17 protein-coding genes are annotated in these 14,147 nt (G+C 67.9%); 7 read left to right on the forward strand and 10 right to left on the reverse strand.

Going from position 1 to position 14,147, the window contains the following annotated elements; all coding sequences use genetic code 11:
• Nucleotides 1-93 precede the first annotated feature (93 nt).
• Nucleotides 94-852 carry a DeoR/GlpR family DNA-binding transcription regulator gene (locus tag KTN05_RS06085; protein ID WP_371823285.1) on the forward strand — a complete coding sequence of 253 codons (759 nt, stop codon included), beginning with the start codon at nucleotides 94-96 and terminating at the stop codon, nucleotides 850-852.
• Nucleotides 853-861: 9 nt separating this feature from the next.
• On the opposite strand, the gene KTN05_RS06090 is transcribed toward KTN05_RS06085, so the two are convergent.
• Complete coding sequence (locus KTN05_RS06090) at nucleotides 862-1,533, reverse strand: FadR/GntR family transcriptional regulator (protein ID WP_217328494.1); 672 nt, start codon at nucleotides 1,531-1,533, stop codon at nucleotides 862-864.
• Nucleotides 1,534-1,751: 218 nt separating this feature from the next.
• On the opposite strand from KTN05_RS06090, the gene KTN05_RS06095 reads away from it, so the two are divergent.
• From KTN05_RS06095 to KTN05_RS06120, 6 genes are read left to right on the forward strand one after another with little or no spacing between them, the layout of a single operon-like run.
• Nucleotides 1,752-2,741: an ABC transporter substrate-binding protein gene (locus KTN05_RS06095; protein WP_217328495.1), complete on the forward strand. Its 990-nt coding sequence runs from the start codon at nucleotides 1,752-1,754 to the stop codon at nucleotides 2,739-2,741.
• A gap of 1 nt (nucleotide 2,742) precedes the next feature.
• The gene (locus tag KTN05_RS06100) at nucleotides 2,743-3,570 is read left to right on the forward strand and encodes an ABC transporter permease (protein ID WP_254368013.1); all 828 of its coding nucleotides are present in this window, start codon (nucleotides 2,743-2,745) and stop codon (nucleotides 3,568-3,570) included.
• Nucleotide 3,571: 1 nt separating this feature from the next.
• The gene (locus tag KTN05_RS06105; protein WP_217328496.1) at nucleotides 3,572-4,396 is read left to right on the forward strand and encodes an ABC transporter ATP-binding protein; all 825 of its coding nucleotides are present in this window, start codon (nucleotides 3,572-3,574) and stop codon (nucleotides 4,394-4,396) included.
• A 6-nt stretch (nucleotides 4,397-4,402) separates the two neighbouring features.
• Nucleotides 4,403-5,155, forward strand: coding sequence for an ABC transporter permease (locus KTN05_RS06110; RefSeq protein WP_217328497.1), 753 nt, complete (start codon nucleotides 4,403-4,405; stop codon nucleotides 5,153-5,155).
• Nucleotides 5,152-5,862: a fumarylacetoacetate hydrolase family protein gene (locus tag KTN05_RS06115; protein ID WP_217328498.1), complete on the forward strand. Its 711-nt coding sequence runs from the start codon at nucleotides 5,152-5,154 to the stop codon at nucleotides 5,860-5,862. Before KTN05_RS06110 ends, KTN05_RS06115 begins: the two co-directional genes overlap by 4 nt.
• A gap of 57 nt (nucleotides 5,863-5,919) precedes the next feature.
• Nucleotides 5,920-6,744, forward strand: coding sequence for a sulfite exporter TauE/SafE family protein (locus tag KTN05_RS06120; protein ID WP_217328499.1), 825 nt, complete (start codon nucleotides 5,920-5,922; stop codon nucleotides 6,742-6,744).
• Nucleotides 6,745-6,751: 7 nt separating this feature from the next.
• Here KTN05_RS06120 and KTN05_RS06125 read toward each other — a convergent pair whose 3' ends face one another.
• The 9 genes from KTN05_RS06125 to cobA are packed head-to-tail and all read right to left on the reverse strand — an operon-like array spanning nucleotide 6,752 to nucleotide 14,124.
• Nucleotides 6,752-7,009 (reverse strand): hypothetical protein, encoded by a 258-nt coding sequence (locus KTN05_RS06125; RefSeq protein WP_217328500.1) that lies wholly within the window; start codon nucleotides 7,007-7,009, stop codon nucleotides 6,752-6,754.
• Nucleotides 6,993-8,537 carry a nitrite reductase gene (locus KTN05_RS06130; RefSeq protein WP_254368014.1) on the reverse strand — a complete coding sequence of 515 codons (1,545 nt, stop codon included), beginning with the start codon at nucleotides 8,535-8,537 and terminating at the stop codon, nucleotides 6,993-6,995. Before KTN05_RS06130 ends, KTN05_RS06125 begins: the two co-directional genes overlap by 17 nt.
• Nucleotides 8,538-8,559: 22 nt before the next feature.
• Nucleotides 8,560-9,783 carry a heme d1 biosynthesis radical SAM protein NirJ gene (gene nirJ, locus KTN05_RS06135; RefSeq protein ID WP_217328502.1) on the reverse strand — a complete coding sequence of 408 codons (1,224 nt, stop codon included), beginning with the start codon at nucleotides 9,781-9,783 and terminating at the stop codon, nucleotides 8,560-8,562.
• 12 nt (nucleotides 9,784-9,795) lie between these two features.
• The gene (locus tag KTN05_RS06140) at nucleotides 9,796-10,284 is read right to left on the reverse strand and encodes an AsnC family transcriptional regulator (RefSeq protein WP_217328503.1); all 489 of its coding nucleotides are present in this window, start codon (nucleotides 10,282-10,284) and stop codon (nucleotides 9,796-9,798) included.
• A complete protein-coding gene (locus KTN05_RS06145) occupies nucleotides 10,281-10,763 on the reverse strand; it encodes an Lrp/AsnC family transcriptional regulator (RefSeq protein WP_217328504.1) in 483 nt (160 codons plus the stop codon). Before KTN05_RS06145 ends, KTN05_RS06140 begins: the two co-directional genes overlap by 4 nt.
• Complete coding sequence (locus tag KTN05_RS06150; protein ID WP_217328505.1) at nucleotides 10,760-11,746, reverse strand: AsnC family transcriptional regulator; 987 nt, start codon at nucleotides 11,744-11,746, stop codon at nucleotides 10,760-10,762. The genes KTN05_RS06145 and KTN05_RS06150 overlap by 4 nt, the downstream gene beginning before the upstream one ends.
• Nucleotides 11,743-12,990 carry a cytochrome D1 domain-containing protein gene (locus KTN05_RS06155; RefSeq protein ID WP_217328506.1) on the reverse strand — a complete coding sequence of 416 codons (1,248 nt, stop codon included), beginning with the start codon at nucleotides 12,988-12,990 and terminating at the stop codon, nucleotides 11,743-11,745. The genes KTN05_RS06150 and KTN05_RS06155 overlap by 4 nt, the downstream gene beginning before the upstream one ends.
• On the reverse strand, nucleotides 12,987-13,352 hold the full coding sequence (locus KTN05_RS06160) for a cytochrome c (RefSeq protein ID WP_217328507.1): 366 nt from the start codon (nucleotides 13,350-13,352) through the stop codon (nucleotides 12,987-12,989). Before KTN05_RS06160 ends, KTN05_RS06155 begins: the two co-directional genes overlap by 4 nt.
• Complete coding sequence (gene cobA, locus KTN05_RS06165; protein WP_217328508.1) at nucleotides 13,345-14,124, reverse strand: uroporphyrinogen-III C-methyltransferase; 780 nt, start codon at nucleotides 14,122-14,124, stop codon at nucleotides 13,345-13,347. The genes KTN05_RS06160 and cobA overlap by 8 nt, the downstream gene beginning before the upstream one ends.
• Between the last annotated feature and the right edge of the window lie 23 nt (nucleotides 14,125-14,147).

Below are 14,147 nucleotides of genomic sequence, written 5' to 3' on the forward strand. Positions count from 1 at the left end.
CGATGTTCGTTTTCGCGCATCGATCTTCGCTTGACGGTCGGACCCTGCGCGTTTCCCTTGGCGGACAGGGACCGGGCAAGCCGGCGGGGCCGAATCGGAATGAACATCAGGCAGATGCAGATCCTCGAACACGTGCGCGGCTCGGGCCGGGCCAGCGTCGAGGAACTGGCCGCCGCGCTCGGGGTGACGCCGCAGACGATACGCCGCGATCTGGCGGAACTGGCGGGGCAGGGGGCGCTGGACCGCGTCCACGGCGGCGCGATCCTGCGCAGCGGCGCCAGCAACATCGCCTATGAGGAGCGCCGTCGTATGAACGACGAGGCGAAGACCGCCATCGGCCGCGCCTGCGCCGCGCAGATCCCCGACAACAGCTCGGTGATCCTCAACATCGGCACGACGACCGAGGCCGTCGCGCGCGCCCTTCTGCGCCATCGCGACCTGACCGTCATCACCAACAACATGAACGTGGCCAATATCCTTGCCGCCAACGACAGCTGCGAGGTGGTCGTCGCGGGCGGGCTGCTGCGCCGGTCCGATGGCGGGCTGGTGGGGGATCTCACCAGCGAATTCATGGCGAATTTCAAGACCGACTACGCTATCGTCGGCTGCTCGGCGCTGGACGAGGATGGCGACATCCTCGATTTCGACATGGCTGAGGTCCGCGTCAGCCGCGCCATCCTTCAGCAGGCGAGGGAGCGCTGGCTGGTCACGGATGCCGCAAAGCTGGGCCGCAAGGCGCCGATCCGGGTCGTATCGCTGGGCGAACTGGACGCGGTGTTCATCGACCAGCCGCTGCCGGCGGCGCTGGCGCGGCTCTGCGACGAAGGCGGAACGCGGGTGGTCGTCGCCTGAGGGCCGACGTCAGTATCCCAAGGCTTCGCGCAGATGATGCTCCACCGTCCGCAGATGGGCGCGCATGGCATCGGCGGCGGCCTGCCCGTCGCGGGCCGCCACCGCCTCGACGATGCGGTCGTGCTGCTCGAAGCTGTGGTGGTCGGCCGGAGGGCGTCCGGGATTGTCGCGGCGGCGGCTCCACGTCACGGCGCGGCGCACGGTGGTCATCGTGTCCAGGAGACCCAGCAGCAGCGAGTTCTGCGTCGCCTCGCCCATCGCGCGATGCAGGCGGTTGTCGTGATGCTCATACTGGCGCCAGGTGGGCGCCTGCCGGCATTTCAGGGCGCAGGCGCGCAGGTCGTTGATCTGCGCCCCGGTGGCGTTGACGGCGGCGAGGCGCGCGATCTCGGGCTCGAAGGCGAGACGGGCGGCCATCACCTCGGTCGGATTGGTGCGCAGCACCAGCGCGTTGATGTCGGTCGCGCTGTCGATGGGCCGCTCGCCCAGGAAGGTGCCCTTGCCGACATGGCGCCACACGACCCCCTGTCCCTGCAACGTGGCAAGCGCCTTGCGCAGCACGGTGCGGCCCATGTCGAGCGTCTCGGCCAGCTCCCGTTCGGGCGGCAGGCGGCCATCGTCGCCCAGATCGGCGCTTTCGAGATAGCTGCGCAGTTTTTCCAGCGGCGAGGCGTCGAGCATTTTGGAACCAATGTTTGTATTGGTTCATCATTGCGGCGCAGGGCCCTGATGTCAATCCGCTGTCTCGGTTCGTCTGGGCCAAGGACACGCAAAGAAGATTACGCTCAGCTGCGGCGATAATCTCGCCGCCGGCTGAAAATCGTTGACGCGCAATCAGAATCAACGCAAGCATTGGTTCACAATGGGCTTGGAGGAGCCCTCGTTGGGGAGGAGAGAAGATGGGATTTCTTGCTGACAGGATGCGGCCGCTGGCCATGGTCTCCACGCTGGCGCTGGCCGTGGCGCTGCCTGCCGCGGCCTCTGCCGATCCGATGCGGGTCGCTTTCGGCGATATCGCCACCATCGAAACGCTGGGCCTGCTGATCGCGCTGGAACGGGCCAAGGAGCAGGGGGTCGAGATCGACACGACCTTCCTGAAAAGCGAGGACATCGCCGCGCAGGCGGTCGTCAGCGGGCAGGCCGATATCGGCATCGGCGGTCCCTATGCGCTGCTGCAGAAGGTGAAGGCGCCGATCCGCATCTTCCTGCAGCTGAGCGAGTTGCAGATGTATCCCGTGGTCAACACCGAGTTCTATCAGGACTGGGCCGACCTGAACGGGCAGGAGATCGCGGTCCATTCGCGCGGCTCGGGGACCGAGGCGATCATGCAGATGATGGCCGACGAGCACGGCATCGAATATTCCAGTATCGCCTATGTGCCCGGCGCCGAGGTCCGCACCGGCGCGCTGTTGCAGGGCAACGTCAAGGCGACGATCGTGGACTCCTCCGGCCGCCGCATCCTGGAATCCGAGGCGCCCGAGAAGTTCGCCTTCCTGCCGCTGGACGGGGTCGAGGCGACGGACGAGGCGATGTTCGCCAATACGGACTACCTGTCCGAGAACTCGGATGACGTGGCGACGCTGGTCGAGGCGATCGTGACGACCTGGCGCGAGATCGCCGCCGATCCGACCGTGGTGGCCAGCCTGCGCGAGCAATACAACCTGCTGCCCGACGCCACGCCCGAGATGCTGGCCGATATCGAGCCTTATTATTCCGGCATGAAGGACGCGCTGCCGATGAACGGCGGCGGCGCGGATGCGGCGCGGGGCGACTTCGAGTTCTACACCGTCTCGGGCGCGCTGGAGGGCGAAGCGGCGGATCTGAAGGTCGAGGATTTCTGGGATCTGGCGGTGCTGGACTCGGTCCTCGGCAAGATCGGGACCCAGTGAGATGAGCGTCATGTCGGACGATACCAGCGTGGCGCCCCCTGCGGGCGCCACCAGGATGCAGTCGCTGCGCCTGTTCGCCGAGCGGCGCCGGTCGTTCTGGGTCGTCTTGTCGCTGCTGGCCCTGTTCACCGCATGGGAGATCGCCGGGCGCATCCCGATCAGCTTCGCCTTCCCTACCTTCCTCGACACGCTGGCCGCCTTCTTCGAGATGGTGGGCGACGGCACGATGATCCGCGCCTTCTTCCTGACCCTGCAACCGCTGGTGCTGGGCGTCGCGATCTCGGCGCTGCTGGGGATCGGGATCGGCATCGCGATGGGGCTGTCGGACAAGCTGGAATGGCTGTTCGCGCCGGTCTTCATCGTGCTGCAGGCCGCGCCGATGGCGGCGCTGGTGCCGCTCGTGACCTTCGTCTACGGGATCGGGCTGGTCGCCAAGACGCTCGCCGTCATCATGCTGGCGCTGCCGGTGATCGTGCTGAACTCCTACAAGGCGGTGCGGCATGTGAATCCATCGCTGGTGGACATGTGCCGGTCGTTCCAGGGCTCGCGCCGCCAGCAGATCTTCAGGATCATCATTCCCGACGCCTCGCCGGTGCTGTTCGCCGGGCTGCGGCTGGGCGTGGCCGCCGGCTTCATCGGCGTGATGCTGGCCGAACTGCTGATCACCCCCACGGGGATCGGCGACCTGATCACCTACCACCGCTCGGTCGCGAACTACGCGCATATGTATGCCGCCGTCGCCGCCATCATCGCCGCGTCCACGGTGACGCTGGCCCTGCTGCAGTGGTTTGAAACCAACGTCATGCGCCCCGAAAAGAGGAGGAGCTGAGATGAACGCCGCCGCACTTGCCAATCCCGCACTCGCAAAGGACGAGTTCGACCCCGCGAGCATCGTTACCAACGATCCCGTCGTCCGGGTCGAGGCGATCTCGAAGCACTACGGCGCGACCGAGGCGCTGCGCAGCATCGACCTGCAGTTCGAGCGCGGCAAGCTGACGACGCTGCTCGGCCCCTCGGGTTGCGGCAAGACCACGCTGCTCAAGATCATCGCCGGGCTGGTGCCCGCGACCTCGGGGCGGATCGTGGTCAATGGCCGCGCCGTCACCGGACCGGGGCCGGAACGCGCCTTCGTCTTCCAGGATTTCGCGCTGATGCCCTGGGCGACCGTCATGCGCAACGTGGCCTTCGGGCTGGAGCTGAAGGGGAGGGGCGCCACCGAACGCAACCGCATCGCCCGGCACTACATCGAGGAGGTCGGCCTTCAGGGTTTCGAGGACAAGTATCCGCACGAGCTTTCGGGCGGGATGCGCCAGCGTGTCGGCATCGCCCGCGCCTTCTCGGTCAACGCCGACGTGCTGCTGCTGGACGAGCCGTTCTCGGCCGTGGACGAGCAGAACCGCCGCAAGTTCCAGGAGGATCTGCTGCGGCTGGTCGAGATGGAGCGCAAGAGCTTCATCTTCGTCACCCACTCGATCGAGGAGGCGGTCTATGTCTCGGACCGGATCGTGCTGCTGTCGCCGCGGCCCGGCCGGGTGTCGAACGTCATCGAGCCGCGCATCGACCGCACCGCCAACCCCGACGACATCAGGCGCGACCCAGGTTATCTCGACGTGGTCGAGGAGATCTGGCAGGGCCTGCGCCATTATGCGGAGTGACCGGCCATGACATTGTTCGGATACCGCATCCCCATGATGGCCTCGCTGCTCGTCTGGGCCTTGGTGTGGGAAATCGTCGGCCGGTTGGACGTGATCTTCCTGATCCCGCCGATGACCGCGATCATCGCCGCAGGCATCGATCTGGTGCAGACCGCGTCTTGGCAGAACGCGACGCTGGTCACGATCCGGTCCTTCATCATCGGCATGGCGCTGGCGATCGGGGTGGGCGTGCCGCTGGGCGTGATGATGGGCCGGGTGAAGATCATCGACAACATCTTCGGCCTGTGGGTGAACATCTTCGTCAGCGCGCCGCTGTCCGCGCTGGTGCCGGTGCTGATGATCCTGTTCGGGATGGGCGAGGCGACCATCGTCGTCACCGTCTTCCTGTTCGCGGTCTGGATCATCGTGCTGGACGCCCGCGCGGGCGTCATGCAGGTGCCGACCTCGCTGATCGAGATGGCGCGGTCCTACGGCGCCTCGCAGCCCACGATCATGCGCAAGATCATCCTCGTCTCGGCGCTTCCCGAAATCCTCGCGGGTGTCCGCATCGGGGTGATCCGGGGGGTCAAGGGGGTGGTCATCGGGCAGATCCTCGTTGCCATCATCGGCTATGGCGAGCTGTTCGAGCTTTACTCCAGAAGCTTCGACATGGAGCGGTTCTGGGCCCTGACAATGGTTCTCTTCGCCGCGGCCATGGTGCTGTCGGCGATTGTTGAAAACGCAGAAAAACGCATCGAATACTACGCAGGAGCGAGATGATGAACGACATGACCAAGGTTGCCGACTACGTCTTCGTGCCGGAACCCACCCCCACCATCCCGGTCGCCGGCAGCGACAAGCTGTTCCCCGTGCGCCGCATCTACTGCGTGGGCCGGAACTTCGCCGAGCACGCGATCGAGATGGGCCACGATCCCGACAAGGAGCCGCCGTTCTTCTTCCAGAAGAACCCCGACTCGATCGTCCCGCCCGGCAAGGACGTTCCCTATCCGACCGAGACGAGCGACCTGCACCACGAGATCGAACTGGTCGTCGCGCTGAAATCGGGCGGCACCGACATCGCGCCGGAAGACGCGCTGGACCACGTCTACGGCTACGGCGTCGGGCTGGACATGACCCGGCGCGACCTTCAGGGGCAGGCCAAGAAGATGGGCCGCCCGTGGGAAACCGGCAAGTCGTTCGAGGCGTCGGCCCCCTGCTCCGCCATTCATCCGGTGTCCGAGGTGGGCCACCCCGCACAGGGCGCGATCCGGGTCTCGGTCAATGGCGAGCTGCGCCAGGAGGGCGATCTGAACCAGATGATCTGGAAGGTGCCGGAGATGATCGCCTATCTTTCGCGCCTGTTCGAACTGCGCCCCGGCGACGTGATCTTCGCCGGAACGCCTGCGGGCGTGGGCAAGGTCGAGCGCGGCGACGTGATGACCGGCCATGTCGAGGGTGTGGACGAGATCACCTTCAGGATCGTCTGATCCCCTGATCCGATGCGGCCCCCGCGGGGGCCGCTTTCTTCCCGGCCGGAGCGCGCGATGCCCATTTCCCTGACCCTTGTGACCACCTTCACCTTCGTCCTTGCGCTGAGCGGGTGCGTCTCGGGCTTTCTGGCCGGGCTTCTGGGGGTCGGCGGCGGCATCATCATCGTGCCGGTGCTGTATCACGTCCTCGCCGCCTTCGACGTGGACATGGCGCTGCGGGCGCATATCGCGGTGGGCACCTCGCTCGCGACGATCATCCCGACCTCGATCCAGTCGATCCGCACCCACCGCGCCAAGGGCGCCGTCGATGAGACCCTGCTGCGCTGGTGGGCCCCCTTCGTGGGACTGGGCGTCCTGATCGGCGTGCTGATCGCCCGCTTCGCGCCGGGGACGCTGCTGACGGCGGTGTTCGGCGTCGTCGCCGCCATCGTCGCCGCCTACATGCTGTTCACCCGCGAGGGCTGGCACCCGTTCCGCGCCCTGCCGTCGAAAGCCGCGCAGGGCGGCATGGCGACCGGGATCGGCACCATCTCGACCCTGATGGGCATCGGCGGCGGCACGCTGACGGTGCCGGTCCTCAGCATCTTCAGCTATCCCGTGCGCCGCGCGGTCGGCACCGCCTCGGTCGTCGGCCTCATCATCGCGCTGCCGGGAACGCTCGGCTATATCTTCAACGGGTTCGGGCGCGAGGGGCTGCCGCCGTTCTCGCTTGGTTACGTGAACCTTGCCGCGCTGCTGGCGATCGTGGTGACGAGCATGTTCTTCGCCCCCTGGGGCGCCCGCGCCGCCCATTCGATCGCTCCGGCGCATCTGCGCAAGGCGTTCGGGATCTTCCTGGCGATCACGGCGGCGAAGATGCTGTCGGACGTGCTGGCATAAGCGCGCGTCAGTCCTTCCGCGCCTCCTCCAGCAGCCCCGCGATCCAGCGCCCGGACAGGAAGTTCAGCGGAACGCCCAGCACGACCGACACCAGCACCGCCATTTCGGGCGACATGCTGGACAGGCCGATCGACTTGCCGAGCAGGCTCAGCATGAACAGGTTGATCGCCACGGCGGTCGCGGTGAAGGGATACAGCACCAGCAGCAGCGCCCAGCCGGCGCGGCCATCGGGCCGGACCCAGCGCGGATCAGTGGCTGGTGCCATCTTCGAAGGTGATCTTGTTCCAGACATTGTATTTCCCGGACGGCTTCCTCATCGGCAGCCGCCGCACTTCCTCCAGCGTTTTCGCATCATAGACCACCACCGCCCCGTCGTCTTCCCAGATCGAGACCAGCGCGTGTTTCCCGTCGCGGGTGAACTCTGTATGGGCCACGGTCTTGCCGGGCGCGGGGTTGAGGGTCTTCACGATCTCCAGCGTCTCCTTGTCGATGATATGGACCTCGTCCTTGTGCGGGCCGAAGAACACGTCCGCCCAGACATGCGGGCTGGTCGCATGCGAGCGCAGGAAGAAGCCCGGCCCGTTCGTCTCGACCTGCCTGACCAGCGTCCAGTCGTCCATGTCGATGACCGACAGCACCCCTTCGTTCAGATGCGGGGTCGCCATGACCTTGTGCCCGCCCCGGTCCCAGGTGATCCCCGACCCCAGATGCGGCATCCCCGGCAGCGGCAGCTCCGCAATCTCGCGCCCCACGTCGAGGTTGACGACGACGCCCTTGTTCCCTTCCCGATTGGTGCCGATCAGATGGCGATAATCCGGGTCGAAGAAGAAGTCGTCCAGCGGCTCCTCGGTGACGATACGGCGGCGGGCGAACAGGCCCCGCTGCGCGCCGAAGCTTTCCTCCATCCCCTTCTCGTGGCTGTGGACCAGCCCCTCGTGGAACGGCCCGGCTTCGGGGTCGGTCGCAATCTCCCAGATTTCCGGCGCGTCCTTCAGCGCAAGGACAAAGCTTTTCCGCTGCGGTGCCTGATAAACGGCGCTGACCCGGCTGGGCGTTCCGTCGCGGGCGGCAACGTCGATCACCTTGACTGGTCTCAGATCGGCGGTGGACAGGATCGTCAGCGTCTGCGGCAGGTAGTTGGCGACGGCGAGCCACTGGCCGTCATGGCTCATGGCGATGTTGCGGCTGTTGAGCCCGGCGCGGACGCGCCCGACCTCCTGCAGCGACCAGATGTCGTATTTCTGCACCCAGCCGTCGCGCGACATGATGAAGACATACCGCCCGTCCGGCGAAAACTTAGGCCCGCCATGCACGGCATAGGGCGTCTCGAACCGGTCCAGCACGTCGAAGCTGTCGCCATCCAGCACGCTGATATGCTGATCGCCCGTCTCGACCACCAGCGTGATGTTCATGGGATCGGCGGTGAAGACCGGCGCGGCGGCGGGGGAGTAGACCGGCGCCATCTCGCGGCTCGCCTCGATCTCGGCGACCGTCCAGGCGGGCACCTCGGCCACCGGCGTCTTGATGAACTCGACCAGCGCCGCGATCCGCTCGGGCGACAACTCGCCCTCAAAGCCCAGCATCTGCGTCGCGGGCCGCCCCCGCGCGATCACATCCTCCAGCCCCTTCACCCGCCCCAGCGTTTCGGGGATCAGCGCCGGCCCGGTCCCGCCCAGCCGGTTCTCGGCATGGCAGGACGCGCAATGCTCCGCGTAATCCGCCGCCGGATCAGCCGAAACCGCCAGCGGAGCCAGCGCGAGGGCCGCCGCCCACAGGACTTCTTTCTGGCCCAAATACCCCCGCCGGAGGCGTCTTTCAGAAGAAACGATGCGCGGGGTCATGGCTCTTTCCACGGAACGGCGTCACGGTCAGCCGCTCAAGGTCGTCCTCGACCCCGATCTCGGCATTGGACAGATAGCAGGCCGGGTCCTCGGCCCAGGGATCGCCGGTCAGTTGCAGCGCGCGGATGCGGGTGTTGCCGCCGCAGACCTCCTTGAAGGCGCAGGCGCCGCAGCGCCCGTTCAGCGGGCGCGGGCGGGTCCGCAGCGTCGCCAGCATCGGATCGTCGCCGGTCCACCAGTCGGTGAACGGCTTTTCCTTGACCGAGCCGATCGTGTAGTCCGACCAGTAGGTGTCGGGATGGACCTTCCCCTGCGGGTCGATATTGGCGACCCCGAGCCCCGAGGAGTTGCCGCCCCACGCCTCAAGATGCGCGCGCATCGCGGCAACCAGCCCCGCGTCGAAGTTCCGCTCGGCCCAGCGGAGGAAATAGACCGCGTCGGCGTCGTTGTTGCCGGTCACGATCTCCACCGGGCGGCCGCCGGATACGGCGTCCCAGCCGCGCTCGATCAGCAGGTCCATCGCCGCGCGGGTATGGGCGTGCTGCTGATCCTCGCCCCGGTGCTTGTCGCCGCGCCCCGCATAGACGAGATGCGAGAGGTAGAACTTGTCCACCCCTTCGCCATCGCACAGGTCCAGCATCGCCGGCAGCTGATGCGCGTTGTCCTTCGTGATGGTGAAGCGCAGCCCCACCTTGACGCCCCGCGCCTTGCAGGCCCGCACCCCGGCCAGCGCGTTGTCGAAGGCCCCATCGACGCCCCGGAACCAGTCGTTCGTCGCCCCGATCCCGTCGAGGCTGATGCCGACGTAATCGAACCCCAGCGCCGCCACCCGGTCGGCCACGCCCGGCTCGCCCAGCTTCGTGCCGTTGGTGGACAGCGACAGATGCCGGAAATCCAGGGCACGCGCGCGTTCGGCCAGTTCCCAGAAATCGAAGCGGCTCAGCGGCTCCCCCCCCGACAGGATCAGCGCCGGGATGCGGAAAGCGGACAGGTCGTCCAGAACTCCCAGTGCCTGATCATGGGTCAGCTCGCCCGGAAAGACGTGGTCCGAGCTGACGGTATAGCAATGGCGGCATTTCAGGTTGCAGGTGCGGGTCAGGTTCCAGATCACCACCGGCTTGACCTTGCCCGGAACGCCGCGGCGCTTGACCGGAGTCGGTTCCACCAGCTGGTGCATGTATTGGGTCAGACGGAACATCGCGGCCCCCTTTCATTCGGTGTCGCGCAGGCGCAGCCCGGTCTTTTTCAGGATACGCGTGGAGTAAAGAATATCGTGCCCCCGGCAGGCGCCCCCAAGAATGCGGGACACTTCGCCGCGCTTGGCCTCGACCTCGTCGCGGGTGCCGCCGTGCAGCATGGCGAACAGGTTAAAGGGCCACTCGGGCAGCGCGCGCGGGCGCTGGTAGCAATGGGTGACGAAGGGCAGCGCGCCGATCCGCCGCCCCAGTTCGCTGATGCGGTCGTCGTCCACGTCCCACACGCTCATCCCGTTTGCAGTCATGCCGAGCGCGTAGTGGTTCGGCGCGATGGCGATGCGGCGGATCACGCCCCGGTCCTGAAGGGCCGTCAGGCGTTCGATCACCTGCGATTCCGTCAGGCCGACCTGATCGGCCACTGCGGCGTAGGGCGCGGCGACCAGCGGCAGCCCGGCCTGCGTCGCGGCGACAAGGCGGCGGTCGATGGGGTCCAGCGCGCTCATGCCGGCACCCGGAAGCCGATGAAATATTCTTCGAGTTTGGGAAACAGCATCACCTTCAATCCCGTCTCGGCCTCGATGGCCTGCGCCGTCCGCTCGATCCCCTCGGGCGTGTCGGTCGCCAGCACGAACCACATGTTCAGCGCGTGCGTGCGCTCATAATTATGGGCGACCTCGGGATGCGCGTTGACCTGGGTCAGGACGGCGTCGAAATCCGCCGCCGGAACGGCCATCGCGCCCAGGCAGAACGCCCCGCCCATCGCCGCCGCATCGAAGAACGGGCCGAAACGGGTGATCGCGCCGATCTCGCGCAGCCGTCCGATGCGGGCGATCAGGTCATCGCCCGAAATCCCCAGCGCCGCCCCCGCGTCGTCATAGGGGCGGGGGGTCAGGGGAAAGCCGTCCTGAAGCGCGTTCAGGATCGCGCGGTCGGTCGCGTCCAGCGCCTCTGGTGGCAGGACGATGCGGGCGGGGCGGGTCATGGCTTCGCCTCCTCGATCAGGGCGCCCGACTGCTTGAAGCAGCGGGTGGAGAACAGGGTCTTGTGCGGCGCGCCCGCCAGTTCCGGCAGGGCGCAGGCGCGGTCCAGCACCGCCAGCGCCTCGGGGCGCGAGCGGGCGTGAATCATGCAGAACAGCGGCCAGTCCCAGACGCGCGGCACCGTGCGGCGCTGGTAGCAGAGCGTGACGCCCGGCACCTGCGCCAGCGCCCGGCCCGCCGTCTCGATGGCGTCCTCGGGCAGTTGCCAGACCACCATCGCGTTGGCGGCCCAGCCGAGCGCCCGGTGGCGGACGATCACCCCCACGCGGGTCAGGATGCGGGCGCGGGCCAGCGCGCCGATGCGGTGGATCACCTCGTCCTCGGTCCGCCCCAGCCGTTCGGCCAGCGCGGCGAAGGGGCGCGGCACCAGCGCCAGCCCCTCGGACAGCGCCTGCATCAGCGGGCGGTCGTCACCTTGCAGCACCGACATATCGGCGGGCCGGTCCAGCCCCAGCGCCTCGCGCGGGCCGGTCAGGCGGAAGCCGAGATCGATGTTGAAGGGCCGCAGCAGCGGCAGCGACAGCACTGGCAGGCCCGTCGCCGCTTCGATCCGGGCGAGGCTGGCGTCCAGCGCCTCGGGGTCCGAGGCGGTGGCGACGAACCACAGATTCCAGTCGTCCTCGCGCAGATAGGAATGGTTGACGCCCGGCTCGGCCCCGACGATCGCCGCCACCTCGTCGATGCGGTCCTCGGGGATCGCCAGCGCCGCCAGGGTCGAGGCGCCCGCCGTGTTCGGGCGGCAGGTCGCGCCGACGCGGGTGATGCGGCCGCTGGCCCGAAGCCGCGCCAGACGGGCGATCACCTGATCTTCGGAGACGCCCACAGCCTCGCCCATCGCGGCGAAGGGGCGCGGTTCAAGCGGCAGGTCGCGCTGGAATTCGTCCAGCAGCCGCGCATCGATGGGGTCGAGCGAGTGGACCGTCATAGCCCGGTCCGATGCGCGCGGGCGGTGAAGAAGATGCCGGAAGGTGCTTGCGCGGGCACCTCGCCCACGACCTCGTAGGTGTGAGCGTCGCGGATCTCGACGCGGTTCTCGTCGCGGACGGACAGCCAGACCTCACGGCCGCGCGGGGTGAATTCCATGTGCAGGACGCCGGGGCCGGGTTCCAGCGTCTGCTTGACCTCGCGCGTCACGGCGTCGATCACCTGCACCTTGCCGTTGTCGGGCGGGGCGAAGTTCACCCATAATTCGCGCCTGTCGGGGCGGGCGGTGACGAAGATGGGCTGGCCGGCGACATCGGTGCGGGCGATCTCGTCGCCGCTGGCCGGGTCGGCCCACAGCACCTGATGGATGCCGACGGCCGGCAGCGCATATGTGCCCGAGGCCAGCGTCCAGCCCTGAAGATGCGGCATCTTGTAAACGGGCAAGTCGGGCTCGTTCTTGCCGTAATCGGGCAGGATGCGGCGCGGCTGCGGCGGGTCGTCCCACATGTCCAGCGTGGTGAGCCCCTTTTCCCCGAACAGCCCGACCACATAGGTCCGCCCGTCGCCGGTCATCAGCGCGTCATAGGGATTCGCGCCGATGTCCTCGATCCTTGTGATCACAGGGTTCGCGGGATCGGCGGAATGGTCCAGCACCCAGACCTCGCCCGTATCCCAGGTGGCGACGACGAAGCGCGCGCCGGGCGCGTCGGCCAGACCCACGGTCTTCGACCCCATCGGCACGTCCGCGACCAGATCCAGCGTTTCGGCGTCGAACACCTTGACCCCGCCGGGCTCGTAGTTCGACACGGCGACCAGCCTGCCATCGTCGGAAATCGCCCCGCCGATGGAGTTGCCGCCCTGAATCACCCGGTCCACGATGGAACAGGCGAGGATGTCCAGCTTGGTCAGCCCGCCGTCGCGGCCGAAGACGAAGGCATAGCGGGCGTCGGGCGAGAAGGTCAGCGAGGCGTGGGACAGATCGCCCAGCCCCTCGACCCGGCAGAGCGCCGCGCGGTCGGACTGGTCCACGACCAGAACCGAACCCGTCGCCCGTTCGATCACGACGCCCAGATCGCCGGTGCCGCGCAGCGCGGCAGGATCGACGGCGAGCGGGGCAGGAACCTCGATGGCGGGGGCCGCCGGAGTCTGGCCCGCCGGAAGGTCGGCCCCGCCCGTCTGCGGCGCAGGCGTCTGGGCGGCGGCGGGCAGGGCCGCCAACAGGGCGATCAGCGCGGCTCGGATCATTCGGGCCTCTCCTTCAGCAGATATTCCGCGATCCAGAGCGCCTCGGCCTCAGAGATCAGCGGTCGCCACGGAGGCATGGCGGTGCCCGGCACCCCGTCGAGGACGATCGCCGCCAGCCCCTCGGGGTCGCGGCCTTCCAGCACCTCGGGCGTGATGGGCGAGCCGAGGCCCCCCTTCATCGTCAGGCCGTGGCACGAGCCGCAGTCCTGCACGACCATGTGTTCCAGCTCCGCCGCGCGCCGGTCGGTCACGTGCGCCGCCGCCCCGCCGGTTCCCGCAGGAACGGCGGCGGGAAGGGCCGTGGCTGCAAGTCCCGCTGCGATGGCGGCGAAAGCCGCGGCCAGCAGCGGCGCGTCAGCCATTGCGGACGACCCTCAGCGTCGGTGCCCGCGCGGGCAGGGGCAGCGCGGCTGTCGAATACAGCGACACGACCCTGCCGATCATGAACAGGACCGGTGCCTCCATCGGACCCTTGGCGAGATCCGCGGCGACATGGGCGAGGGTGGAGAGCATCCGCATCTCGCGCGGGGTGGTGGCGTGGGCGACGGCCAGAACCGGCGTGTCGATAGCAAGGCCATGCGCGATCAGCTGCGCGGCGATCTCGGCCATGTTCGCGGCGCCCATATAGACGACCAGCGTGGTGTCGGGATCGGCCAGCGATTTCCAGTCGAGGTCCAGCCCCGCATCCCGCGCCCGGTGGCCGGTGACATAGCGCACGCCGGTCGCCAGCCCGCGATGGGTCAGCGGCACGCCGGTCGAGCCTGCCGCCCCCTGCGCGGCGGTGATGCCGGGAACATAGACATAGGGAACGCCCGCGACCGCCAATTCCTCGGCCTCCTCGCTGCCGCGCCCGAAGATCAGCGGATCGCCCCCCTTCAGCCGGGCGACGGTGTGGCCCTCGCGGGCCAGATCGACCAGCAGCGCGTTGATGCGGTCCTGCGGGACCGAGTGGAAGCCCGAGGTCTTGCCGACTGAAACGCGGCGCGTGGCGGCAGGGATCAAGGCCATGATCTCGGGGCTGACGAGGCGGTCGAAGACCACCACATCGGCGGTCTGCAGGACCTTCAGCGCCTTGACGGTCAGAAGATCGGGGTCGCCCGGACCCGCGCCGATGAGGAAGACTTTGCCCGACATGATAGTCACCCTTGCTGGAAAGG

Origin of the sequence: Paracoccus sp. Z118 (assembly GCF_019061185.1) — a bacterium.
GTDB lineage: Bacteria > Pseudomonadota > Alphaproteobacteria > Rhodobacterales > Rhodobacteraceae > Paracoccus.

Coding starts and splice junctions, on each gene's coding strand:
- KTN05_RS06095 (WP_217328495.1), top strand. CDS start 1,752: ATGGGATTTCTTGCTGACAGGATGCGGCCGCTGGCCATGGTCTCCACG.
- KTN05_RS06110 (WP_217328497.1), top strand. CDS start 4,403: ATGACATTGTTCGGATACCGCATCCCCATGATGGCCTCGCTGCTCGTC.
- KTN05_RS06115 (WP_217328498.1), top strand. CDS start 5,152: ATGATGAACGACATGACCAAGGTTGCCGACTACGTCTTCGTGCCGGAA.
- KTN05_RS06150 (WP_217328505.1), bottom strand. CDS start 11,746: ATGACGGTCCACTCGCTCGACCCCATCGATGCGCGGCTGCTGGACGAA.
- KTN05_RS06090 (WP_217328494.1), bottom strand. CDS start 1,533: ATGCTCGACGCCTCGCCGCTGGAAAAACTGCGCAGCTATCTCGAAAGC.
- KTN05_RS06100 (WP_254368013.1), top strand. CDS start 2,743: ATGAGCGTCATGTCGGACGATACCAGCGTGGCGCCCCCTGCGGGCGCC.
- KTN05_RS06120 (WP_217328499.1), top strand. CDS start 5,920: ATGCCCATTTCCCTGACCCTTGTGACCACCTTCACCTTCGTCCTTGCG.
- KTN05_RS06125 (WP_217328500.1), bottom strand. CDS start 7,009: ATGGCACCAGCCACTGATCCGCGCTGGGTCCGGCCCGATGGCCGCGCC.
- KTN05_RS06140 (WP_217328503.1), bottom strand. CDS start 10,284: ATGAGCGCGCTGGACCCCATCGACCGCCGCCTTGTCGCCGCGACGCAG.
- KTN05_RS06105 (WP_217328496.1), top strand. CDS start 3,572: ATGAACGCCGCCGCACTTGCCAATCCCGCACTCGCAAAGGACGAGTTC.
- KTN05_RS06160 (WP_217328507.1), bottom strand. CDS start 13,352: ATGGCTGACGCGCCGCTGCTGGCCGCGGCTTTCGCCGCCATCGCAGCG.
- KTN05_RS06145 (WP_217328504.1), bottom strand. CDS start 10,763: ATGACCCGCCCCGCCCGCATCGTCCTGCCACCAGAGGCGCTGGACGCG.
- KTN05_RS06155 (WP_217328506.1), bottom strand. CDS start 12,990: ATGATCCGAGCCGCGCTGATCGCCCTGTTGGCGGCCCTGCCCGCCGCC.
- nirJ (WP_217328502.1), bottom strand. CDS start 9,783: ATGTTCCGTCTGACCCAATACATGCACCAGCTGGTGGAACCGACTCCG.
- cobA (WP_217328508.1), bottom strand. CDS start 14,124: ATGTCGGGCAAAGTCTTCCTCATCGGCGCGGGTCCGGGCGACCCCGAT.